General features: G+C 56.4%; 20 protein-coding genes. 10 read left to right on the top strand and 10 right to left on the bottom strand.

The features are described 5' to 3' along the window. The first annotated feature begins 14 nt into the window (after positions 1-14). From P9J57_RS19045 to P9J57_RS19035, 3 genes are read left to right on the top strand one after another with little or no spacing between them, the layout of a single operon-like run. The gene (locus tag P9J57_RS19045) at positions 15-1,385 is read left to right on the top strand and encodes a sucrose-specific PTS transporter subunit IIBC (RefSeq protein WP_013024234.1); all 1,371 of its coding nucleotides are present in this window, start codon (positions 15-17) and stop codon (positions 1,383-1,385) included. Next, a complete protein-coding gene (locus P9J57_RS19040) occupies positions 1,385-2,794 on the top strand; it encodes a sucrose-6-phosphate hydrolase (RefSeq protein WP_014606899.1) in 1,410 nt (469 codons plus the stop codon). Before P9J57_RS19045 ends, P9J57_RS19040 begins: the two co-directional genes overlap by 1 nt. Positions 2,795-2,823: 29 nt before the next feature. After that, positions 2,824-3,840 carry a substrate-binding domain-containing protein gene (locus P9J57_RS19035; protein ID WP_014606898.1) on the top strand — a complete coding sequence of 339 codons (1,017 nt, stop codon included), beginning with the start codon at positions 2,824-2,826 and terminating at the stop codon, positions 3,838-3,840. A gap of 6 nt (positions 3,841-3,846) precedes the next feature. Here P9J57_RS19035 and dsbG read toward each other — a convergent pair whose 3' ends face one another. Genes dsbG through P9J57_RS19010 form a run of 5 tightly spaced genes read right to left on the bottom strand, consistent with a single transcriptional unit; the run spans position 3,847 to position 7,617 of the window. Further along, positions 3,847-4,599 (bottom strand): thiol:disulfide interchange protein DsbG, encoded by a 753-nt coding sequence (dsbG, locus tag P9J57_RS19030; RefSeq protein ID WP_013024237.1) that lies wholly within the window; start codon positions 4,597-4,599, stop codon positions 3,847-3,849. A 13-nt stretch (positions 4,600-4,612) separates the two neighbouring features. Next, positions 4,613-5,047 (bottom strand): DUF6691 family protein, encoded by a 435-nt coding sequence (locus tag P9J57_RS19025; protein ID WP_013024238.1) that lies wholly within the window; start codon positions 5,045-5,047, stop codon positions 4,613-4,615. A 15-nt stretch (positions 5,048-5,062) separates the two neighbouring features. Next, the gene (locus tag P9J57_RS19020) at positions 5,063-5,488 is read right to left on the bottom strand and encodes a YeeE/YedE family protein (RefSeq protein WP_210510087.1); all 426 of its coding nucleotides are present in this window, start codon (positions 5,486-5,488) and stop codon (positions 5,063-5,065) included. 24 nt (positions 5,489-5,512) lie between these two features. After that, positions 5,513-6,808: a bifunctional sulfur transferase/dioxygenase Blh gene (blh, locus tag P9J57_RS19015; RefSeq protein WP_483279350.1), complete on the bottom strand. Its 1,296-nt coding sequence runs from the start codon at positions 6,806-6,808 to the stop codon at positions 5,513-5,515. A 17-nt stretch (positions 6,809-6,825) separates the two neighbouring features. After that, positions 6,826-7,617: a sulfite exporter TauE/SafE family protein gene (locus P9J57_RS19010; protein ID WP_483279349.1), complete on the bottom strand. Its 792-nt coding sequence runs from the start codon at positions 7,615-7,617 to the stop codon at positions 6,826-6,828. Positions 7,618-7,802: 185 nt separating this feature from the next. Between P9J57_RS19010 and P9J57_RS19005 the strand changes: the two genes are divergently transcribed. Further along, positions 7,803-9,038: an NAD(P)/FAD-dependent oxidoreductase gene (locus tag P9J57_RS19005; protein WP_483279348.1), complete on the top strand. Its 1,236-nt coding sequence runs from the start codon at positions 7,803-7,805 to the stop codon at positions 9,036-9,038. A 10-nt stretch (positions 9,039-9,048) separates the two neighbouring features. On the opposite strand, the gene P9J57_RS19000 is transcribed toward P9J57_RS19005, so the two are convergent. Together P9J57_RS19000 and P9J57_RS18995 are read right to left on the bottom strand one after the other, a co-directional pair. After that, positions 9,049-9,369 (bottom strand): DsrE family protein, encoded by a 321-nt coding sequence (locus tag P9J57_RS19000; RefSeq protein ID WP_013024243.1) that lies wholly within the window; start codon positions 9,367-9,369, stop codon positions 9,049-9,051. 205 nt (positions 9,370-9,574) lie between these two features. Beyond that, positions 9,575-10,084 carry a phenolic acid decarboxylase gene (locus P9J57_RS18995; RefSeq protein ID WP_015701223.1) on the bottom strand — a complete coding sequence of 170 codons (510 nt, stop codon included), beginning with the start codon at positions 10,082-10,084 and terminating at the stop codon, positions 9,575-9,577. 98 nt (positions 10,085-10,182) lie between these two features. Between P9J57_RS18995 and P9J57_RS18990 the strand changes: the two genes are divergently transcribed. Then, entirely contained in the window at positions 10,183-11,052 is an 870-nt protein-coding gene (locus P9J57_RS18990; protein WP_013024245.1) for a LysR family transcriptional regulator, read from the top strand. 35 nt (positions 11,053-11,087) lie between these two features. On the opposite strand, the gene P9J57_RS18985 is transcribed toward P9J57_RS18990, so the two are convergent. The 3 genes from P9J57_RS18985 to P9J57_RS18975 are packed head-to-tail and all read right to left on the bottom strand — an operon-like array spanning position 11,088 to position 13,674. After that, the gene (locus tag P9J57_RS18985) at positions 11,088-11,519 is read right to left on the bottom strand and encodes a GFA family protein (protein ID WP_042676987.1); all 432 of its coding nucleotides are present in this window, start codon (positions 11,517-11,519) and stop codon (positions 11,088-11,090) included. A 37-nt stretch (positions 11,520-11,556) separates the two neighbouring features. Then, entirely contained in the window at positions 11,557-12,447 is an 891-nt protein-coding gene (locus tag P9J57_RS18980) for a siderophore-interacting protein (protein ID WP_210510081.1), read from the bottom strand. A 15-nt stretch (positions 12,448-12,462) separates the two neighbouring features. Then, a complete protein-coding gene (locus P9J57_RS18975) occupies positions 12,463-13,674 on the bottom strand; it encodes an MFS transporter (RefSeq protein WP_015701218.1) in 1,212 nt (403 codons plus the stop codon). Positions 13,675-13,806: 132 nt separating this feature from the next. On the opposite strand from P9J57_RS18975, the gene iucA reads away from it, so the two are divergent. From iucA to P9J57_RS18950, 5 genes are read left to right on the top strand one after another with little or no spacing between them, the layout of a single operon-like run. After that, on the top strand, positions 13,807-15,531 hold the full coding sequence (gene iucA / locus P9J57_RS18970; RefSeq protein WP_014606887.1) for an aerobactin synthase IucA: 1,725 nt from the start codon (positions 13,807-13,809) through the stop codon (positions 15,529-15,531). After that, complete coding sequence (iucB, locus tag P9J57_RS18965) at positions 15,532-16,479, top strand: GNAT family N-acetyltransferase (protein ID WP_014606886.1); 948 nt, start codon at positions 15,532-15,534, stop codon at positions 16,477-16,479. It begins immediately after the preceding gene. After that, positions 16,479-18,212 carry an aerobactin synthase IucC gene (gene iucC, locus P9J57_RS18960; protein WP_015701216.1) on the top strand — a complete coding sequence of 578 codons (1,734 nt, stop codon included), beginning with the start codon at positions 16,479-16,481 and terminating at the stop codon, positions 18,210-18,212. The genes iucB and iucC overlap by 1 nt, the downstream gene beginning before the upstream one ends. A gap of 3 nt (positions 18,213-18,215) precedes the next feature. Further along, positions 18,216-19,550: an NADPH-dependent L-lysine N(6)-monooxygenase gene (gene iucD, locus P9J57_RS18955; protein ID WP_133344667.1), complete on the top strand. Its 1,335-nt coding sequence runs from the start codon at positions 18,216-18,218 to the stop codon at positions 19,548-19,550. 27 nt (positions 19,551-19,577) lie between these two features. Then, a complete protein-coding gene (locus P9J57_RS18950; protein WP_014595119.1) occupies positions 19,578-21,773 on the top strand; it encodes a TonB-dependent siderophore receptor in 2,196 nt (731 codons plus the stop codon). The last annotated feature ends 163 nt before the right edge of the window (positions 21,774-21,936 follow it).

The following is a 21,936-nucleotide window of genomic DNA, read 5'->3' as shown; positions in this document are numbered from 1 at the left end:
AACAGAGGTTTTTTATGGATTTCGTACAAATCTCCCGTGCATTACTGCCGTTGCTGGGGGGCAAAGAGAATATTGCCAGCGCGGCGCACTGCGCGACCCGGCTCAGGCTGGTGCTGGTCGATGACGCCAAAGCGGATACCAGCGCGATCGGAAAAATCGACGGGGTAAAAGGCTGTTTCCGTAATGCCGGACAGCTGCAGGTGATTTTTGGCACCGGGGTGGTCAACAAAGTCTACGCCGCCTTTGTCGCCGAAGCCGGGATCAGTGAATCGAGTAAATCTGAAGCCGCCGATATCGCGGCCCGCAAGCTCAATCCTTTCCAGCGCATCGCCCGTTTGCTCTCGAATATTTTCGTGCCAATTATTCCGGCCATTGTCGCGTCCGGCCTGCTCATGGGCCTGCTGGGCATGGTCAAAACTTATGGCTGGGTGAACCCGGAAAATGCCCTGTATATCATGCTGGATATGTGCAGTTCGGCGGCGTTTATTATTCTGCCGATCCTGATCGGCTTTACGGCAGCACGTGAGTTTGGCGGTAACCCGTTTTTGGGGGCTACGCTGGGCGGCATCCTGACCCATCCGGCGCTGACCAATGCCTGGGGCGTGGCGTCCGGGTTCCACACCATGAACTTCTTTGGGATTGAAGTCGCGATGATCGGCTACCAGGGCACGGTGTTTCCGGTGTTGCTGGCCGTGTGGTTTATGAGCCTGCTGGAAAAACAGTTACGGCGCATCATCCCTGACGCGCTCGACCTGATTCTGACGCCGTTCCTGACCGTAATTATTTCTGGCTTTGTGGCGCTGCTGATTATTGGTCCGGCGGGGCGTGCCTTGGGTGACGGCATCTCCTTCGTGCTCAGCACGTTGATTGCTCATGCTGGCTGGCTGGCCGGATTACTGTTTGGCGGGTTGTACTCCGTTATCGTGATTACTGGCGTGCATCACAGTTTCCACGCCATTGAAGCGGGCTTGCTGGGTAATCCTTCAATCGGCGTCAATTTCCTGTTGCCGATTTGGGCGATGGCCAACGTGGCGCAGGGCGGTGCCTGTCTGGCGGTGTGGTTTAAAACCAAGGATCCTAAAATCAAAGCCATTACCTTGCCTTCAGCCTTTTCGGCCCTGCTGGGCATTACCGAAGCCGCCATCTTTGGTATCAACCTGCGCTTTATGAAGCCGTTTATTGCCGGACTGATCGGTGGTGCCATCGGCGGTGCCTGGGTGGTTTCCGTTAAGGTCTATATGACCGCAGTGGGGCTGACTGGCTTACCCGGCATGGCCATTGTTCAGGCCAGTTCGCTGCTGAATTATATTATTGGTATGGTGATCGCCTTTAGTGTCGCCTTTGTCATCGCTTTCCTGCTCAAGTACAAAACGGATTCTGAATAATGGCCCTGAAAAACCTGCTCCCCGCCATGCTTAAGGCGGTAATGAAAGGCCAGCCCAGGGCGCGGGAGGACAGCCACTATCCGGGCTGGCACCTGGCGCCAGTTACCGGGCTGCTTAACGATCCCAATGGCTTTATCCACTTCAACGGACAGTACCATCTGTTCTATCAGTGGAATGCCCTGGCCTGCGAGCACAAGCACAAATGCTGGGGCCACTGGCGTTCAGCGGATTTACTGCACTGGGAACACGAGCCGGTCGCGCTGTTGCCCGATGAAGAGTATGACCGCAGCGGATGCTATTCCGGCAGTGCGGTGGACAACAATGGCGAGCTAACCCTGTGTTACACGGGGAATGTTAAATTTGAGGACGGCTCACGTACCGCCTGGCAGTGCCTGGCCGTGCAGAACGGTGAGGGCGGATTCGACAAGCTGGGGCCGGTTATCCCGCTGCCTGAAGGCTACACCGGTCATGTCCGTGACCCCAAAGTCTGGCGGCATGGCGGGTACTGGTACATGGTGCTGGGCGCGCAGGACGCGCAGTTACAGGGCAAAGTCCTGTTACTGCGTGCCAGCGATCTGCGCCACTGGGAGAACCTGGGCGAAATAGCGGGAAGTGGCCTGGGCGGATTAGGCGCGGCGGGCTATATGTGGGAATGCCCTGACATGTTCACCCTGGGAGCCTCGACGTTTCTGATCTGCTGCCCGCAGGGCATTCCCCGGGAAGATAAGCGCTATCTGAATACCCATCCCTGCGCATGGCTCAGCGGTACGCTCGACTATGAGAACGCGCATTACTCGCACGGTGCCTTTAATGAACTGGATGCCGGCTTTGAGTTTTATGCCCCGCAAACCACGTTAACCCAGGACGGGCGCAGGCTGCTGGTGGGCTGGATGGGCGTGCCGGACGGCGAAGAAATGCGCCAGCCCACCGTGGCGTTTGGCTGGATTCATCAGATGACCTGTATACGTGAGCTGACCGAGCGGGACGGGCGGCTTTATCAGCAGCCGGTGGCCGAGCTGCAGGCGCTGCGGCTGGACGAGCAACGCTATCGCGGGCCTGCGGATGGCGCACCGGAGATGGCGGCCCGACGTCTTGAGCTGGTGCTGACGTCCGGCGGCGATATCACGCTGGACTTTGCCGATACGCTCCGGCTGAGCTGGCATCAGGAGACGCTTTGTCTGGCACGCCGCAGTCTGGAAAACGGCGAATGGCTTTATCGTCACTGGTGCGGCAGCGCGCGCAAACTGCATATTCTGTGCGATCACTCCAGCGTCGAGATTTTTATCAATGACGGCGAAGGCGTGATGAGTAGTCGCTACTTCCCGCAGCATCCTGCCCGTTTACGCCTGAGCGGCAGCGCAGAAGTCACTGCCTGCTACTGGTCGTTACGATCCTGCATGGTAGAATAAGCCCTTGTTTCCTTAAACGAAGCACCGACGTGAAAAAAACAAAGCGCGTGACCATCAGTGATATCGCTGCGCTGGCCGGGGTGTCAAAAGCCACGGCCAGCCTGGTGCTCAACGGGCGCGGTAAAGAGCTGCGCGTGGCAGAAGAGACGCGCGAACGCGTGATGTCTCTTGCGCAACAGCACCACTATCTGCCCAGTATCCATGCCCGTCTGCTGCGCGAAAACCGCAGCCATACGTTAGGGCTGGTGGTGCCGGAGATCACCAACTACGGTTTCGCCGTTTTCTCTCACGCGCTAGAGAACCTTTGCCGTGAAGCCGGGCTACAGCTGCTGATCTCCTGTACCGATGAAAATGCCAGCCAGGAAACGCTGGTGGTTAACAACCTGGTCTCGCGTCAGGTTGATGGCCTGATCGTCGCCTCAAGTCAGCAGAGCGACAGCGACTATCTGAAGCTGAGTGAACAGCTGCCGGTCGTGCTGTTTGACCGCCACGTGAATAACAGCAGTTTGCCGCTGGTGATCACCGATTCGATTACGCCGACCGCCGAGCTGGTAGAGCGCCTGGCGCGTGCTCATCCCGATGAGGTTTATTTCCTGGGCGGGCAGCCACGACTGTCGCCGACCAAAGATCGTCTGGCCGGCTTTATGCAGGGGCTGGAGCGGGCGGGAGTAAGTCCCCGGCCGGAATGGATTATTCAGGGCAACTACCATCCCAGCAGCGGCTATGAAATGTTTGCGGCCCTGTGTGCCCGTCTTGGCAGGCCACCTAAGGCGCTGTTTACCGCCGCCTGCGGTTTGCTGGAAGGGGTGCTGCGCTATATGAGCCAACACCATCTCCTGGAGAGTGATATTCACATAGCCAGTTTCGACGATCACTACCTGTATGATTCACTGTCACTGCATATCGATACCGTAGAACAGAACGTACCGCGCCTGGCGCAGGAGTGCTTTTCCGTGATTAGCCAAATGATCCAGGGGCAGGAACCGGCGGACAAACAGATTATCTTGCCCGCCAGGCTTCGCTACCGTTCATCTCTGGCGCGTTAACGCCGCTTACCGACAGGCGGCCAGATCGGCCATCTGCTGTTTATCAGGCAGGCCAACAATCTGTTGCAGCTTTTGTTCATGATTCAGGTAGTAGATAGCGGGCGTGCCGTTGGCCCCTAACGCCTGCATCTGTGCCTGGTTATGCTGAATCTGATCAAACAGCGCGCGCGGCGTGCTGTCCGGGAAGGCCGGCTTATTTTTACCCTGCGAGCGTTCGAAATCCTGCCAGGCTTGAGCAGGATCGGCCGCCGCGAGAATGGCAGACGCGTAGCGTCCGCTCTCGGGCTTGAGAATGCCGACAAGCTGGGTTTTGATGCTGAGCGAGTTATTTTGTACCAGCGGCTGCACCTGCTGCCAGAAGGTCCGGCAGTAGGGGCAGAACGGATCGGCAAAGACCACGACCTGACAGCGGGCTTCAGCGCTTCCCTCCTTGATGCCCGGCATGGCCTGCAGTTGCTTCCACATGGCGCGTCCGGCGGGCAAATAAATTTCATCATTGATGATTTTTTCGCTGAGGTTATTGCCCTGCGCGTCATACATATAGCCCGAAATCGCATGCTGACCATCTGGCGTCAGGTAAATGGTGACGCCGGTTCCCTGATATTGACCCAGCCAGCCCTGAACCCCGCCGGGTGCCTTAAAGGGTTTGATGATTTCCACGCCCTGCTTTTCAATTTGCTGGACGGGGGCGGGCAGCGTAGCCGCCTGGGTCGTGCTGCTCAACAGCAGTGCGGAAAGCAGTATCCTGAACGTTTTCATTAATCCCTGTCTCTTAACGTCGTGATGAAAGTGAGGCGGTGCGGCTGTCGAGCCACTCAAAGAGCAGCATGCCTGCCAGCATGGCGATCAGGAACACTGCGCCCTTAAGCACTCCGCCGCCGAGCAGCACCAGCGCCGGACCGGGGCAGATGCCAGCCAGCCCCCAGCCAATCCCGAACAGCATAGCCCCTGCGATCAGTTTTTTATCCAGCGCGCGCTGGCCGGGCAGATGAAAGGTTTCGCCAAAGACCGGACGCTCACGTCGGGAGGCCAGCCAGAAGGCCACCAGCCCGACGGTAATCGCGCCGCCCATCACAAGCGCCAGAGAGGGATCCCAGGCGCGGGTAATGTTCAGAAAACCCAGAACCTTGGCCGGGTTCGCCATGCCGCTGACGATTAAGCCCGTACCAAATAACAGCCCACTAAGCAGAGAAAATAAAACGGCCATTGTTCCTCCTGATATTCACCCGTGGCCCATCACGCCAACGGTCAGCATGGCGGTTAACATAAAGACCAGCGTCGCCACCAGTGAGCGCAGTGACAGCCGCGATAATCCACATACGCCGTGACCGCTGGTGCAGCCCGAGCCCAGGCGAACACCCAATCCCACCAGCACGCCGGCGAATACCAGACGTCCCCATGACGCTTCAGTTTCAATGGCGGGCAGGGCGCTGAACAGCTGGAACACCAGCGGCGACAGGACCAGACCCGCAATAAAGGCCAGCCGCCAGGGCTTGTCTGATGAGCGGCGATTAAGCAGACCGCCCAGAATGCCGCTGATACCGGCTATGCGGCCACAAAACAGCACCAGCATGCCCGCCGCCGCGCCAATCAGCAGCCCGCCCGCCAGGCTTTGCCACGGAGTAAAATGGATCAGGTCAATATGCATGACGCTCGACTCCTTATGCCCTGCTTACGTCTTAAGTGAAAAGCGGTTTAACGGGATTTTTAGATAGCGCTCGCCATCGCTCTCGGGTTCAGGTAACCGTCCGCCGTTGATATTGACCTGCAGTGCCATCAGCATCAGTTCAGGAAGCGGGAGCGTGGCATCACGCTGCTGCCGCCGGGCAATAAAATCCTGTTGATGTTGATCAACCACCCACGGATTGTTTTCCCGCTGCTCACGTACCGTGCTTTCAAACTGCACGTCGCGCCCGTCAGGGCGATAATCATGACCGGTAAATAAACGTGTGTCGTCAGGTAACTGCAGAATGCGTTGCAGGCTGTCCCATAATACGGCAGCGCTGCCGCCGGGGAAATCAGCCCGCGCTGTGCCGCTGTCGGGCATAAAAAACGTGTCGTGGATAAAAGCACAGTCGGCGATGTGATAGGTCACCGACGCCAGCGTATGGCCGGGAGATAAAATGACTTCACCCCGCAGATTGCCGATGTAAAATACCTCGCCGTCCCTGAATAAGGTGTCCCAGATTTTCTCAGCTGGCGTCAGGCCGGGCAGGTTATAGAGAGTTTGCCACAGCCTTTGTACCTCAGTGACCTTTTCACCGATGCCGGTAGGCGCACCGGTTTTCCCGGCCAGCCAGGCGGCGGCAGAGAAGTGGTCGGCATGAGGATGGGTATCCAGAACCCACGCAACCTGCCAGTTTTTTTGCTGAATAAAATCCAGTATGCGTTGGGCCTGCTGACAGGATACCGCTCCCGAGCGGCGATCAAAGTCCAGCACCGGATCGATGATGGCGCAGCGCCGGGTTTGTCCGTCAGCAATCACATATTGCAGGCTTCCGCTCTCGGGTTCATAGAAATGGTACACCTCTGCCTGAGGCGGATGGCACAGCCTGTTTGCATACCAGGCCAGGGGCTTATCGGCATCGGCACCAAACTGTTGGCAGGTAGCCCGAAATTCGGCCTCGTCTATCCGGCCTTCGCGTAACTCATGCAGTAAAAACAGGCTAAGCGATCGCGCACCACTCCGACAGTGTGCAAAGATTTTTGCACCGCGTTTAACCCGACGATGAAAAGCCTCAACGTCTTCCCAGCTCAGCGTGTCAAAGGTGAAGGGCATATAGACGTAGTCCATGCCCAGTTGCTCAGCCAGCGCCTTTTCCTGCTGATGAGGCAGAAAGGGGCCTTCTTCCTCATCAGGCCGATTATTAACCACAACGTCAAAGCCCAACTGGTGCAACTGGCTGAAATCCTCTGCAAGTGGTGCATCGGAAAACGCGATTTGCGCATTAAAATGGCGGATATTCATAACCTGTTCCCGTTTATTCAGAGATTTTTAAGCAACATGTAGCAGGCCATCACGATCAACATGGCTGAAAAGACGGCATTGATCGCGCGCGCATTGTGTTTCAGCCGGCTGGCCACCGCGACACCGACTAAGCCGCCCAGCAGGCCGCCAGCAATGAGGTAGATTGTCATCACCACAGAGACTTTGCCCGCCAGGGCATAGCTTGCGCTGGTCGAGATCCCCATGGCGAACACCACCATCAGCGAGGTTGCTATCGCCTCCACCATGGGTAAGCGGAACAACCAGACAAGCGCGGGCACCACTAAAAATCCTCCTCCGATGCCCATAAATCCGGCCAGTATGCCCAGCAGCAGTACGCTTCCCCAGACGATAGCGGGGGCAAAGTGCCTGTCTGGCGCGGAGGCACCGGGCAAAGGAGACTGTTTTCTCAGCATCATCAGCGCCACGCTGAACATCAAAAGGGAAAACGGCAGTAGCAGGTATTGTCCACTGACGATTTTTCCTAGTTCGGCTCCGAGCAGTGCGCCGCAGACCGCCACAAGAGAAATTCTCGCACCCGTTGCCCATCTGACATTGCCTTTACGACTATGGGCAAACAGATTGATCAGGGCGCTGACCGCCACCGCAATGGCGCTGGTGCCGATGACCCGATGCGTGTCGGGCACCTTCACCAGATACAGCAGCAGCGGCACGCACATGACCGATCCGCCGCCGCCGGTCAGCGCCAGAAAAAAGCCTACGGCGATGCCTGTTACAACTAACAGGCTCACCGTGAGGGCTGAAAAATGGGTGAATTCCTGAATGATCATTTTCATTCCTGGCGTTATTTTTACGCTATTAAAGAGGTCGTAAAAATGACTGTCAACTCATTATTTCTTTTTGCTATATCATATAGCTAAATATTATAATGGTTTTTTTTTATAACTTTAAAGTCTATTGATTTGCTTTATATCTGTGCTGCTATCCACTACGGTTAAATGAAAGGGAGGCCTGCATGAATGATAAAAATAATCCCCATCACCCGCATCTTGTTGTTATTGGTGGTGGCTCAGCTGGAATTGGCGTCATCGCAAGTATTAAGAAACGCATTAAAAACATCAAAATAACGCTAATTGAGCCAAAGGAAGAACATGATTATCAACCTGCCTGGACACTGGTGGGTGCCGGATTATTTTCCGCTGAAAAAACCCGAAAACGCATGAGTGACGTTATTCCGTCGGGCGTGAACTGGATTCACGATGCCGTGACGCATGTTTCACCTGATCTGAAATATATTGAAACAGCGACAGCCCAAAAAATAGGTTACGACTATCTTATTATCGCCAGCGGTCTGATGCTGCGTTGGGATAAAATCAGGGGCCTGAGTGAAACCCTGGGCCGCAACGGCGTAACGTCAAACTACCGATACGATTTGGCGCGCTATACATGGGAACTGGTGCAAAACCTGAAGCAGGGAAAAGCCATTTTTACCCAGCCTGGGATGCCGATAAAGTGCGCGGGTGCGCCGCAGAAGGCGCTCTATCTCTCCGCCGATTACTGGCTGCGACGGGACCGTCTGGCACAGATCAACATTCAGTTCTGCCTGGCAGGTCAGGTCGTTTTTGGCGTGCCCGAATTTGTTCCGCCGCTGAAGGCCTATCTGGAGAAATACCAGGCGCAGGTCAATTTTGGACATACGCTTATTGCCGTTGATGGAATCAATAAGCAGGCGACGTTTACTCTCACCGATCCCGACGGCAGCACGCGTGAAGTCACCCTGCCGTTCGATATGCTCCATGTTGTCCCGCCTCAGGCTGCGCCAGACTTTATTGCCGAAAGCGGTCTGGCGGATGCTGCTGGCTGGTGTGATGTCGATAAAGAAACGCTGCAGCACAGCCGCTGGCCCGATATTTTTGCTTTGGGCGATTGCTGCTCAACGCCGAACGCCAAGACGGCCGCAGCGGCGCGTAAACAGATCGTGGTCGTGGCCGAAAACCTGAGGCAGGTCGTTAACGGGGCGATCCCGCAAACGCGTTACGATGGCTACGGTTCGTGTCCGCTCACCGTGGAGAAAGGCAAAGTCGTGCTGGCTGAGTTTGGTTATGGCAACCGCCTGCTGCCGACCTTTCCGCTCCATTCAGCCCGTCCCAGCCGCGCAGCATGGTGGCTAAAGGCCTGGTTCTTACCGCGCTTTTATTGGGCTGGTATGCTGCGCGGTATTGAGTGGTTGGCCAAAAGTAAACCCCTGTAGTGAAGGCCGTTCAGGGGCGAACGTATAAAGCGCCCCGCGACTGCTGTTCAATAATGTAGGTTATGGCGGCGGGCACGACGCGAAAGTGGGATGGCAGCATGCTGACGTCAATATTTTGTGCCCGGAGGGCGTTATTGCAGAGTAACAGCGTCACGCTCGGCGCATTCTTAAGGGCATCTGAAATCGTCCTGCCAGTCACATCACCTGCCGCGTCGCCATTAAAAACGATGGCGATATCCCCGTCAAAATCCTCTTCTTTAAGCAGATTGCCAGCATTAGCCAGGGCGTGAGCAATGCGATTTTTATCAGGTACATGCAAAATGATTTTCATTCTGGGCCTCAGGTTGTTATCGCGACGGGCGAAAAACGAATGGCTCAGAATAAAACAGCGTGAGTATCGGATAAATGTGATGAGTGAAAGAAAATATGTCGTCGACGATGGTTTCTAAAAAAAGAAAAATAGCGGCTCTGATAAATTCGAAATTGCTGTGTGCGTCTTTTTTTAAAAAAAGGGGGGGTCCCCCTTTAATAGCTAATTATTTTTTCAGATTTTCAGGGAAATTGGCAGGTAATTCACTTGCCGCGCAGGCTATCACGTCATCGTTATTTTTTCCCGCATCGTGGACAAAGGTGATAGTCGCGAACTCATCAATGACTTCTATTGGATAAGTCGGGCCGGCATCGCGGTACTGCGCCATTTCGTCCAGATGATCGTTCTGGAAGCAGACGGTGCGTTCAGGATTATTCATGACCCAGCGCGGGAAGAAGATGGTGCCATGAAACAGCTTGTCGCCCAGGTTGGCAATCAGGCTGACACTGGTGCCGGTCGGTTCAGTCCAGGACACTTTATAGATGTCTTCACCGACGCAGACAATATAGACATGCTGGTCTTTCACCCAGCGGTTGCCCACCATGCCGCTATGAATACGGTAATCGACGGTGTCTTCGTTTTTAATATACAGCTCGTAATTCCAGCCATTGTCATAGGTATAAACCAGATGTTTACCGATGAAACCGTCAAGATTGTGTTTGTCGAATTTGCTCATTATTTGTTCTCCTCTGTGGTTGGAACCAGCTTACCCATTCACTTTGTGAATTAAAAACGCTAATTTATGATGAAATTGATTTAAAAATTGGATGGGTTATGCATAAAACCACACTGGAGCAGTGGAGCCTGTTGGACAAGGTGGTGCGAGAGGGCAGTTTTGCCAGAGCGGCGAGTCTGACCAACCGCAGCCAGTCATCCGTCAGCTATAACCTTGCTATGTTGCAGCAGCGCATAGGGATTACGCTGTTACATGCAGAGGGGCGCAAGGCGGTGCTGACGCCCGCAGGCGAGTTGCTGCTGGCGCAGGTGCGCCCGCTACTGAAAGCTTTTCATTCACTGGAGGCGTTTGCGGGATCAATACGCAGCGGCGTCAGAACAAAGCTGGATCTGGTGGTTGACAGCATCTTTCCGCGTCGACAACTGTTTTCCGTCCTTAAGGCGTTTCAGCAATGCCATCCTCATACTCAGATCAACCTGACCGAGGTGCTGGAAACCAACACCGATTACGCCGAGGCCGACGTGATGGTGGTGACCCAGCGCCAGGATATGGCCGGGCGGGGAGAGTGGTTGATGAATGTGGATTTCGTCGCCGTGGCGCACTGCGACCATCCCTTGCATCAGCATGGCGGCATTCTGGATGAAGAACGGTTGGCACAGTATCCGCTGATTCGCATTGCCGATCGGGAACATTTCACCGTGCAGGATGAGAGCAGCAATGGCGATTACTGGTCGTTTTCGACTATTGAGGCGGCGGTAGAGGCGGTGGTGCACCAGGTGGGTTATGGCTGGATCCCCTTCGAGCGCATCGAACATGAACTGGCGCAGGGAACACTAAAAATATTGCCCTTACAGCACGGCGTTCGTCGTGCCACCCCGCTGCACTTACTGATTAAGAAAGACATCCTGACGCTGGATCCACAAATTGTTACCCTGCTCGATCTGCTGAAAAACGCCACCCGTTCGTGACAGAGGGATCGCGATGAGGAACGCGTCTTCAGGGGCTATTTGTCACCGTTCAACGCAAGGAGCAGGGCATCCAGCGAATCTGGCGCGTGCGGATATCCGTTTTTTACCTCCTGAACGTCCCAGGACATTGCATCCTCAAGGCAGTAATCGGCTGCACACTGCAACGCGAGGTCTTCATCTAACAGCCCAATCGGTAGCCAGATCAGGGGGCGGCCGCGCAACAGGTTCGGCACCGTCGAGCCACAGTGCCTGCAGAAGTCATTACGGTATCCCTGCGGGCGACGCCAACTGCTGATATCGGCTTCACCGGCCAGCCAGCTAAACTGATCGGCATGAACCAGCGTGGCCAGGTTATGGCCGGTACCGGTCTGACGGCGGCACAGCGAACAGTGACAGCGGTAAAAATGGCTGGGTTGTTGAGCCAGCTTAAAAACGACCGTTCCGCATAAACAACGTCCAGAAATCATCCTTGTTTCCCTGAATGCGCCAACCCTAAGGCGGTGTTTAGTGTGCCCGCTTTTTGGCCCAGTAAGCCATAAAGTTAATCGCGTCGCGATCGACGCCGCGCTCCCCTATCAGGTGGCGGCGTAATAGCTTCACCACGGTCGATTCGGCCGCTACCCAACCGTAAAATTCCGTGTTGCGGCCCTGAGCACGGTCCCACAGCAATTCGCCTTCTGCCTCTTCCTGCACGTCCTGCTGGCGGCGGCCATCGGGAACGTTAACCCGGGATTTTATTGCCTCAACCAGGCATTCCCCGTGTGAAGCAAATGCAGGTTTTCGCGGCAACCAGACGATGTCGGCAAAGGTATAGGCGTGCAGATCGACGCAATCATCCGCATCCGGGACTTCAAAAAAGGCCTGAACCCGAGGCGGATTTTCCTGTCGGGACAGTCTTTCCAGAATGCCTTTCGCCGCGGGTAATGCGGTTTCATCGGCAATCAGTAACGCATTACGCAGCGCATCCGGCGGCGTCCATTCATATCCGCCGCTGTCAGATTCACAGGCCGCATTGGGCGCAACGATCACCAGGCCGTCACCCGGTTCAGCATTGATTGCCCAGGCCGATGCCGGGCCTTCCGTACCGTGGCTGACAAACTCAATCGTCAACTCCTGGCGCTCAGGATCGAGATGACGCAGCGTATAGGTGCGCAACAGCGGACGCTTCTCTTTTGGCAGCGACAGAATGGTCTGGTACCACTCGCCATCATTGGGAAGCGCAGGCATGCTGCCATCTTCCGCCGGCAGCAAAATTTTGATCCGCTGATCGGGCGCGTCAGACTTCATCTGCGCCACGTCAGGCCCGTTGAACACCAGGCTCAGCATTGAGGGAGAAAGATGACGCTTGCGTGCCAGTTTTACGTCAAACAGGCGGTAGCTATGGGCTTCAGCCATCGTCGTTCCTTTTGGTTAATGAGCCGATAAGGTTGAGCGGCGACGTGCACGCCAGATCACACCTGACATCGCCACGAACAGCAGGGCAGCGCTGAATGCGGCAGCGATCAGCGCCGTTGCGCCCTGTGACTGCGACACCAGGGGAACCAGCAGCGCGCACAATCCGTAGCCTAAGGTATGGCTGGTGGCTATCCAGCCGGCACCGGCACCGTCTGCCAGCCTGTCATTTAGCAGCAGCTGATAAGCCGGCGTACCCAGTGCAGCACCAAACGAAAGCAGGGCACAGCCGGTGTAAAACAGCCAGAGCGGTGTGCTCAGCATCATCGCCAGACCCAGAGACATCAACAGCCCTGCGCTCAGCAACAGCGCAAGCGGCGTCAGTAACTGGGGTCGCAGTACCATAAACTGGGCGCCCAGTGAGGCGATGGCCGCCACGCTCAGCAGCCAGGCAACCTGATGGCTGATTGCGGCGGTATCACCGGTAAACTGTCTGGCCAGTGCCGGGGATAAGCCCAACTGCATCAGGCTCACCGTGGCCGCCAGCAGCAGAGCGCACAGCAGATAGGGCAGACAATCGATGCGCAGGCGGGCATTCCTGCGCGCCACCGCAGGCTGCGGCTCGGTTCCGCGCAACGGCAACAACATAGCCAGCGCCAGCAACGGCGCAACGACCAGTAACACCAGCGGTGCCATCGGATGAATGACTAACATTCCGGCAGCGCACAGCGGGCCAAACAGCCTGCCGCAGCTCAGACCGGAGCTGATGGTCGCCAGCGCCGTCATGCGCTTGCCTTCACCGGCACGGTTTAGCGCCCAGACCTGGCACGCCGGAACCATCGCCGACACCATCAGGCCATAAATCACCCTGGCAATAATTAATATACCTAATCCAATCGGAGCACTGACCGCCCGCGTGGAAAGAAGTGCGCAGCCCATAGCGAGTAGCAAAAAACTTGCGCCATAACCGGCCAGTGACCAAAGCACGACCGGTTTGCTGCCGAGACGCGCAATCTGTTTTCCCCACCACGGCGATGAGGGCAAAAACAGCATAGAGCCGAGCGTTAACAATCCCGCCCAGACCGAAAGACTTAAACTGGTCTGCGCAACCAGCATCGGGATAGCCACCAGCAAACCATTCTGTCCGACGCCCAGCAGTCCGGCGCTTAATGCTAAAGGCCAGTTAGGTAAGGCTTTTTGTGGCGTAGCGGTCAGTTCAAGAGATGTCACAATGTTGCTAGCCCGTATCTTTGTTGTATGTATTTGTAAAATTTATTCCGCCAATTCTAACAATTGTCGTTGATAATGAGAACTGTTATCGGCAGAATTCGCATTATCATAACGCCTGGAAATTGTTTGATAATGATTCAATCGACGCACAATGGATCCTGGGATGTGGCCGCACAGTGCTTCCTGAATTCCCTGATCCGTGAAACCAAGGACTGGCGACTCAGCCAGGGTGAACCCGCCGAGTTAGTGATTCCGTTGGCGGAAGAGAAGGCCCTACACTTTAAGGTGGCTTACTTTTCTCCTACCCAGCATCACCGTTTTGCCTTCCCGGCCCGGCTGGTCACTCACCGTGGCAGCGAGACGGTGACGTTCGCCACCGTTGCCAGACTGATTGTCGATAAACTGCAACATCAGCAACAGCTGCCCGCTCCCGGCTGTGAGGCGTTTTACCAGCGCGTGATGGAAAGCCATGTGCATACCGCTGAGGCAACGGCTGCCCGCCACGACTGGCGAGGCCTGCGTGAGAAAGCCCTGAACTTTGCCGAAGCAGAGCAGGCCCTGCTGGTCGGGCACGCCTTCCATCCGGCACCCAAATCACATGAACCTTTTACGCAGCAGCAGGCCGAACGTTACCTGCCTGATTTTGCGCCACATTTTCCGTTACGCTGGTTTGCGGTGGATAAAGACCAGTTGGCGGGTGATAGCCTGCAGCTGACGTTGCAGCAGCGCCTGACGCGCTTTGCGGCAGAAAACGCGCCGCAGTTACTGCATGCGCTAACCGATCGGCAGTGGCTGTTCCCGCTCCATCCCTGGCAGGCGGACTATCTGCTCCAGCAGACCTGGTGTCAGCAACTGGTGGAAAAAGGCCTGGTTACTGACCTGGGTGAAGCCGGTGCGCCCTGGCTGCCCACCACCTCATCGCGTTCGCTGTACTGCGCGACCAGCCGCGACATGATCAAGTTTTCCCTGAGCGTGCGGCTGACAAACTCCGTCCGCACCCTGTCGGTCAAAGAGGTCAAACGCGGCATGCGGTTGGCGCGTCTGGCGCAGACCGACCGCTGGCAGGACATGCAGGCACGCTTCCCGGCGTTTCGCGTGATGCAGGAAGATGGCTGGGCCGGACTGCGCGATGCGCAGGGCACGATTATGGAAGAGAGCCTGTTCGCACTGCGTGAAAACCTGATTGTCGACAGGCCGCAGAGCCAGACCAACGTGCTGGTCTCCCTGACGCAGTCCGCACCGGACGGCGGCGACTCACTGCTGTCTGCCGCAGTAAAGCGCCTGAGCCAGCGCCTGCACATCAGCGAAAAACAGGCTGCGCATGCCTGGGTCGACGCCTACTGCCAGCAGGTGCTGAAGCCCCTGTTCACCGCCGAAGCCGATTACGGCCTGGTGCTGTTAGCCCATCAGCAAAATATCCTGGTGGAAATGGAGCAGGACCTGCCGGTTGGCCTGATTTATCGCGACTGCCAGGGCAGCGCCTTTATGCCTCACGCCGCAGGCTGGCTGGACATGATTGGCGAAGCGCAGGCGGAAAACGTCTTTAGTCGCGAGCAGCTGCTGCGCTACTTCCCCTATTACCTGTTAGTGAATTCTACCTTTGCCGTCACGGCGGCACTGGGCGCGGCGGGCATGGACAGTGAAACCCATTTGATGGCGCGGGTACGCGATGCGTTAAGTGCGCTACGTAACGAGGTCACGCACAAGGGCTGCCTGGATTACGTGCTGGAAAGCCCGCACTGGAACGTCAAGGGCAACTTCTTCTGTTACCTGCACGATCACAATGAAAACACCATCGTCGATCCGTCGGTGATCTACTTCGACTTCATCAACCCACTGCTGTCTCAGGAGCGCTAAATGTCTCAGGCAACGATTGTTCACAGCGGCCACGGCCTGCGTTGCGAAAAGTCAGGAAAAACCCTGAATCTGGGTTGGGGACAGGACAACAGTGCGGTGCTGCATTTTGCCGGTCCACTGCCCGAAGGCTGGCTGCGTGATGCGCTGGATCAGATGTTTATCGCTGCCCCGCAGCTTTCTGCCGTGGTGCTGCCCTTCGCAGAGTGGCGTGAAGAGCCTCAGGCGCTGGCGCTGTTTGCGGCACTGAAAAGCGATATCGTCCACCGCGAGACGTTCTGGCAACTGCCGCTGTGGTTGTCTGCGCCTCGTCAGCAGGCCTCCGGCGAGATGGTATTTGATGCCGAACGTGAGATCTATTTTCCCCAGCGCCCAGCGCGACCTGATGGCGAAGTGTATCGCCGTTACGATCCGCGCGTACGGCGAACGCTGAGCTTCCGCGTGGCCGATCCTGCCCGGGATGCCGAAGCGTTTACCCGCTGGATGAACGATCCGCGCGTGGATTACTTCTGGGAGCAGAGCGGATCGCTGGCCACTCAGACCGCCTATCTTGAACGCCAGCTCGGCAGCAGCTATGCCTTTCCGCTGATTGGCTGTTTTGATGACGAGCCCTTCAGCTACTTTGAAATTTACTGGGCGGCGGAAGATCGTATCGGACGGCACTACAGCTGGCAGCCGTACGATCGCGGTTTGCATCTGCTGGTGGGGGAGCCGCAGTGGCGCGGGCCGCACTTTGTGCAGAGCTGGCTGCGCGGCATCAGCCACTATCTGCTGCTGGATAATCCGCAAACTCAGCGCCTGGTGCTGGAACCACGGGCGGATAATCAGCGCCTGTTTCGTCACCTTGAACCCGCGGGCTATACCACCGTGAAAGAGTTCGACTTTCCGCACAAGCGCTCTCGCCTGGTGATGACCCAGCGCGCCCGTTTCTTCAGCGAGGTGGGCCTGTGATGAATTCGCACGCATGGGAAACCGTTAACCGTCAGTTGGTGGCAAAAATGCTGGCCGAGCTGGAGTACGAGCAGGTCTTTCAGGCTCAGCCGCAGGGCGACAACCGTTACTGCATCAGTCTGCCGGGTGCCGAATGGCAGTTCACCGCCGAGCGGGGCATCTGGGGCTGGTTATGGATAGATGCACAAAGCCTGCGCTGTGCGGATGAGCCGGTACTGGCCCAGACGCTGCTGTGCCAGCTACAGCCGGTGCTGTCGATGAGTGATGCCACGGTGGCGGAACATATGCAGGATCTCTATGCCACGCTGCGCGGCGATCTTCAGCTTATGCAGGCACGTCAGGGCATGAGTGCCGATGCGCTGATTGATATGGATGCCGACCGCCTGCAGTGCCTGCTCAGCGGCCATCCCAAGTTTGCCTTTAATAAAGGCCGTCGCGGATGGGGACAAGAGGCGCTGGCGCGCTACGCACCCGAATATATGAATACCTTCCGCCTGCACTGGCTGGCGGTAAAGCGTGATCATATGGTCTGGCGCTGCGACAGCGAGCTGGACATCCAGCAGTTGTTGCAGGCCGCGATGGACAGAGCCGAATATACGCGTTTCACCGAGGCCTGGCAGGCGCAGGGGCTGGACGACAGCTGGCTGCCTTTGCCGGTGCATCCCTGGCAGTGGCAGCAAAAAATCGCGCTCGATTTTGTCGCGGATCTGGCCACGGGCAATATGCTGTCGCTGGGTGAATTTGGCGATCGCTGGCTGGCGCAACAGTCACTGCGCACCTTGACCAACGCCAGCCGTCAGGGCGGGCTGGATATCAAACTGCCGCTTACCATTTACAACACCTCCTGCTATCGCGGTATTCCGGGCAAATATATCGCGGCGGGCCCGCTGGCCTCCCGCTGGCTACAAAACGTCTTTGCCACCGACACGACGCTGCAGCAGAGCGGGGCGGTGATCCTGGGCGAGCCGGCCGCCGGTTATGTTTCCCATCGCGGCTACGGCGCGTTGCCCGAAGCCCCCTATCGCTACCAGGAAATGCTGGGCGTGATCTGGCGTGAAAATCCGTCGCGCTGGCTGCACGCGGACGAAACGCCAATTCTGATGGCCACGCTGATGGAGTGCGATGAAAACAACCAGCCGCTTATCGGCGCCTACATTGCCCGCTCGGGCCTGAGCGCCGAGGCCTGGTTAAGTCAGATGTTCCGCGTGGCCGTGGTGCCGCTGTATCACCTGCTGTGCCGTTATGGCGTGGCGCTGATCGCACACGGGCAAAATATTACGCTGGCGATGAAAGACGGCGTACCCCAGCGCGTATTGCTGAAAGATTTTCAGGGCGATATGCGTCTGGTAAAGGACGATTTTCCGGAGATGGACTCTTTGCCTCAGGACGTCCGCGATGTGACGGCACGCCTGAGTGCTGACTATTTGATTCATGATTTGCAGACTGGCCATTTTGTCACGGTCCTGCGTTTTATTTCGCCGTTAATGGCGCGCCTTGGCGTTCCGGAACGACGTTTTTACCAACTGCTTGCCGCAGTGTTGAGCGACTATATGCAGGACCATCCGCAACTGTCGGCGCGTTTTGCGCTTTTCTCACTCTTCAAGCCACAAATCATTCGTGTCGTGCTGAACCCGGTAAAACTCACCTGGCCCGATCAGGACGGCGGAAGCCGTATGTTGCCCAATTACCTGGAAAATCTGCAAAACCCGCTGTGGCTGGTTACCAAGGACTGAATCATGACAAACACTGTTGATTTTATTGGCGTTGGCATTGGCCCGTTTAACCTGAGTATCGCGGCGCTGGCACACGAAGCTGAAGGCTTTACCAGCCAGTTTTTAGACAGCCGCCCAGATTTTGCCTGGCATCCCGGTATGCTGGTGCCTGACTGCCATATGCAGACCTCGTTTTTAAAAGATCTGGTCTCCGCGGTCGCGCCCACCAGCCCGTTCAGCTTTGTGAACTATCTGGTGAAGCGTAAAAAGTTTTACCGCTTTATGACTACCGAGTTACGTACCGTCTCGCGCGATGAGTTTTCCGACTATCTGCGTTGGGCTGCCGAGGGCATGAACAACCTGCGCTTTAATCACACGGTGGAACGCATCGATTTTGATGAAGCCAATAAACGCTTTGTGATTCACAGCAACGGCGGGGAAAGCTATGCCCGCAACATCTGTCTGGGTATTGGCAAGCAGCCCTACCTGCCGCCCTGCGTAAACCGCATCAGCGCCACCTGTTTCCACGCCAGCGAAATGAGCCTGCGTAAACCCGACCTGCGCGGCAAGCGTGTGGCGGTGATTGGCGGCGGTCAGAGTGGTGCCGATCTGTTCCTCAACGCCTTCCGGGGTGAATGGGGTGAACCGGCTGAGGTCAGTTGGGTGTCGCGCCGCAACAATTTTAACGCCCTGGATGAGGCCGCTTTTGCCAACGAGTACTTCACGCCAGAATACGTTTCCAGCTTTGTCGGTCTGAACGAGGCTGCCCGACAGAAAATGCTGGCTGAACAGAAGATGACCTCGGACGGCATCACGGCAGATTCCCTGCTGACGATTTATCGCGAGCTGTATCATCGCTTTGAAGTGCAGCGTCAGCCGCGCAATGCGCACCTGCTGCCGAGCCGCTCGGTCATTGAACTCAACAGTCATCACCAGTGCTGGCAGCTTCAGTTGCAGCATCAGCTTGACCAGGGCTACGACCTTATCGAATGCGATGTGGTGATTTTCGCCACCGGCTACCGGCCTGCGCTGCCAGAACTGCTCTCCCCCCTGATGAGCCGCCTGACCATGAAAGATGAGTGCACGTTCAGCGTGCGTGAGGACTTCACGCTTGAGTGGAACGGGCCAAAAGAAAATAACATCTTTGCGGTGAACGCCAGTATGCAAACCCACGGTATCGCGGAGCCTCAGCTCAGCCTGATGGCATGGCGATCCGCCCGTATTCTGAATCGCGCACTGGGGCGCGATTTGTTCGATCTCAGCACGCCGCCCGCCCTGATCCAGTGGCGCAGCGTCAGCCGGGAAAAACCGCAGCATGGCGCTGCGTCCACTAAAAACTATACCGAGTCCTTGGGGTAAGCCTTAACCTCGCACGCAGGAACGATAATGAAGACTAAAAACAAGAATATCTGGCTGCTTAATCCGCTGTTGTTAGCCATGATGGCGCCCGCGGTCGCACAGCAAACCAGTGAAAATGACATGGTGGTTTCGGCCAGCCGTACGCACCGTACGGTGGCAGAAATGGCTCAAACCACCTGGGTGATTGAGGGGGCCGAACTGGAGCAACAAGTCCAGGGCGGCAAAGAGTTTAAAGATGCGCTGGCGCAGCTGGTGCCGGGCCTGGATGTCAGTAGCCAAGGCCGAACCAACTACGGCATGAATATGCGCGGCCGCGCGATTGTGGTGCTGGTGGACGGCGTTCGCCTGAATTCTTCGCGCACAGACAGCCGCCAGCTGGATTCGATCGATCCCTTTAACATCGATCACATCGAGGTGATCTCCGGTTCAACCTCGCTGTACGGCGGGGGCAGCACCGGTGGTCTGATCAATATCGTCACCAAAAAAGGCCAGCCGGGCACCCAGTTTGAGTTTGAAACCGGCACCAAAACCGGGTTTAACAACAGTAAAGATCACGATGAGCGCGTGGCGGGCGCAATCTCGGGCGGCAATGACCGCGCCTCGGGACGGTTGTCGGTGGCCTACCAGAAGTTTGGCGGCTGGTATGACGGCAACGGCGATTCTGTTTTGCTCGATAACACCCAGACGGGCCTGCAATACTCCGATCGTCTGGATGTGATGGGCACCGGCACGCTTGAGATTGACGATCACCAGCAGTTGCAGCTGGTGACGCAATATTACAAGAGCCAGGGCGATGACGATTATGGCCTCTATCTTGGCCGAAACTTTTCGGCGGTAACCGGTAACGGTAACGCCTACACCAGTAAAGGACTGAACTCAGACCGTATTCCCGGCACCGAGCGCCACCTGGTCAGTCTGCAGTACTCTAATACCGATTTCCTGGGTCAGGAGCTGGTGGGTCAGGTCTACTATCGTGATGAATCTCTGGCGTTTTATCCCTTCCCAACGGTGTCCGGCGGGCGGGTAACCAGCCTCTCTTCCTCTAAACAGGATACTGACCAGTACGGCGGCAAGCTGGCAATCACCAGTAAACCGCTCGACAACCTGCAGCTGACCTACGGTGTTGATGCCGATCATGAACGTTTTAGTTCCAATCAGATGTTCTTTGATCTGGCACAGTCGGCCGCCTCGGGTGGCCTGAACAACCAGAGCATTTACACCACCGGACGCTATCCGGGTTATGACATTACTAACCTGGCGGCTTTCCTGCAGTCCAGCTACGACATCAACGATACCTTCACCTTGAGTGGCGGCGTACGTTATCAGTACACCGAAAACAAGGTGGACGACTTTGTCGGCTATGCCCAGCAGCAGGCGATTGCTAATGGCACGGCGCGTTCGGCCGATGCGATTCCAGGCGGCTCAACGGATTACGACAACGTCCTGTACAACGCCGGTATCCTGATGCATATCACCGAGCGGCAGCAGGCATGGTTCAACTTCTCGCAAGGCGTTGAACTGCCGGATCCGGGCAAGTATTACGGCAACGGCACCTATCGTCTGCAAAACGGCAACTACCAGTTGTTGAACAGCGTTAATGTCGATCAGTCGAAGCTTCAGGGCATCAAAGTCGATTCTTACGAGCTGGGCTGGCGTTACACCGGTAATGACCTGCGCACGCAGTTAGCAGCCTACTATTCGCTGTCAGACAAATCGATCTCGGTCAACCGCAGCGATATGACCATTAACGTGGACGATGACAAGCGCCGTATTTATGGCGTGGAAGGTGCGGTGGATTACTTTATCCCCGATACCAACTGGAGCACCGGCGTCAACTTCAACCTGGTCAAGTCTGAAACCAAAAAAGATGGCGGCTGGAAGAAGTGGGATGTCATTTATGCCAGTCCATCGAAAGCCACCGCCTATGTTGGCTGGTCGCCGGATCCCTGGAGCCTGCGCTTGCAAAGCACGCAGTCGTTTGACCTGACCGATAACGGCGGCAACAAAATTGACGGTTATACCACCGTTGATTTTATCGGCAGCTACCAGTTGCCGGTGGGCAAGCTGAGCTTTAGCGTCGAGAACCTGCTGGATCGCGACTACACCACGGTGTGGGGACAGCGTGCGCCGCTGTTCTACAGCCCGACCTATGGCTCGCCGTCGCTGTATCAGTACAAAGGCCGGGGTCGCACCTTTGGGCTGAACTATTCGGTACTGTTTTAAGTCTTCATTCTTGCCCGGTGTGACGCCGGGCAAGCCTCACTCAATCTCACTTTTTCCTCCTGTCGCCGCTAAACACGCTGTGCCGTTACATAATGTAAACAATACCTAAACGAATACGCTCAGTTTTGTCAGGTACATGCCGATAGTCTTTATGTGCGTACAT

Source organism: Pantoea sp. nfd-35 (assembly GCF_056892255.1).
The sequence above is the reverse complement of the archived record's forward strand: the minus strand, read 5'-3'. Positions and strand labels throughout refer to the sequence as shown.

Bases quoted from the DNA above. Each gene is read 5' to 3' on its own strand.
- P9J57_RS19045 (WP_013024234.1), top strand. From the start codon at position 15: ATGGATTTCGTACAAATCTCCCGTGCATTACTGCCGTTGCTGGGGGGC.
- P9J57_RS19040 (WP_014606899.1), top strand. From the start codon at position 1,385: ATGGCCCTGAAAAACCTGCTCCCCGCCATGCTTAAGGCGGTAATGAAA.
- dsbG (WP_013024237.1), bottom strand. From the start codon at position 4,599: ATGAAAACGTTCAGGATACTGCTTTCCGCACTGCTGTTGAGCAGCACG.
- P9J57_RS19025 (WP_013024238.1), bottom strand. From the start codon at position 5,047: ATGGCCGTTTTATTTTCTCTGCTTAGTGGGCTGTTATTTGGTACGGGC.
- P9J57_RS19020 (WP_210510087.1), bottom strand. From the start codon at position 5,488: ATGCATATTGACCTGATCCATTTTACTCCGTGGCAAAGCCTGGCGGGC.
- blh (WP_483279350.1), bottom strand. From the start codon at position 6,808: ATGAATATCCGCCATTTTAATGCGCAAATCGCGTTTTCCGATGCACCA.
- P9J57_RS19010 (WP_483279349.1), bottom strand. From the start codon at position 7,617: ATGATCATTCAGGAATTCACCCATTTTTCAGCCCTCACGGTGAGCCTG.
- P9J57_RS19005 (WP_483279348.1), top strand. From the start codon at position 7,803: ATGAATGATAAAAATAATCCCCATCACCCGCATCTTGTTGTTATTGGT.
- P9J57_RS19000 (WP_013024243.1), bottom strand. From the start codon at position 9,369: ATGAAAATCATTTTGCATGTACCTGATAAAAATCGCATTGCTCACGCC.
- P9J57_RS18995 (WP_015701223.1), bottom strand. From the start codon at position 10,084: ATGAGCAAATTCGACAAACACAATCTTGACGGTTTCATCGGTAAACAT.
- P9J57_RS18990 (WP_013024245.1), top strand. From the start codon at position 10,183: ATGCATAAAACCACACTGGAGCAGTGGAGCCTGTTGGACAAGGTGGTG.
- P9J57_RS18985 (WP_042676987.1), bottom strand. From the start codon at position 11,519: ATGATTTCTGGACGTTGTTTATGCGGAACGGTCGTTTTTAAGCTGGCT.
- P9J57_RS18980 (WP_210510081.1), bottom strand. From the start codon at position 12,447: ATGGCTGAAGCCCATAGCTACCGCCTGTTTGACGTAAAACTGGCACGC.
- iucA (WP_014606887.1), top strand. From the start codon at position 13,807: ATGATTCAATCGACGCACAATGGATCCTGGGATGTGGCCGCACAGTGC.
- iucB (WP_014606886.1), top strand. From the start codon at position 15,532: ATGTCTCAGGCAACGATTGTTCACAGCGGCCACGGCCTGCGTTGCGAA.
- iucC (WP_015701216.1), top strand. From the start codon at position 16,479: ATGAATTCGCACGCATGGGAAACCGTTAACCGTCAGTTGGTGGCAAAA.
- iucD (WP_133344667.1), top strand. From the start codon at position 18,216: ATGACAAACACTGTTGATTTTATTGGCGTTGGCATTGGCCCGTTTAAC.
- P9J57_RS18950 (WP_014595119.1), top strand. From the start codon at position 19,578: ATGAAGACTAAAAACAAGAATATCTGGCTGCTTAATCCGCTGTTGTTA.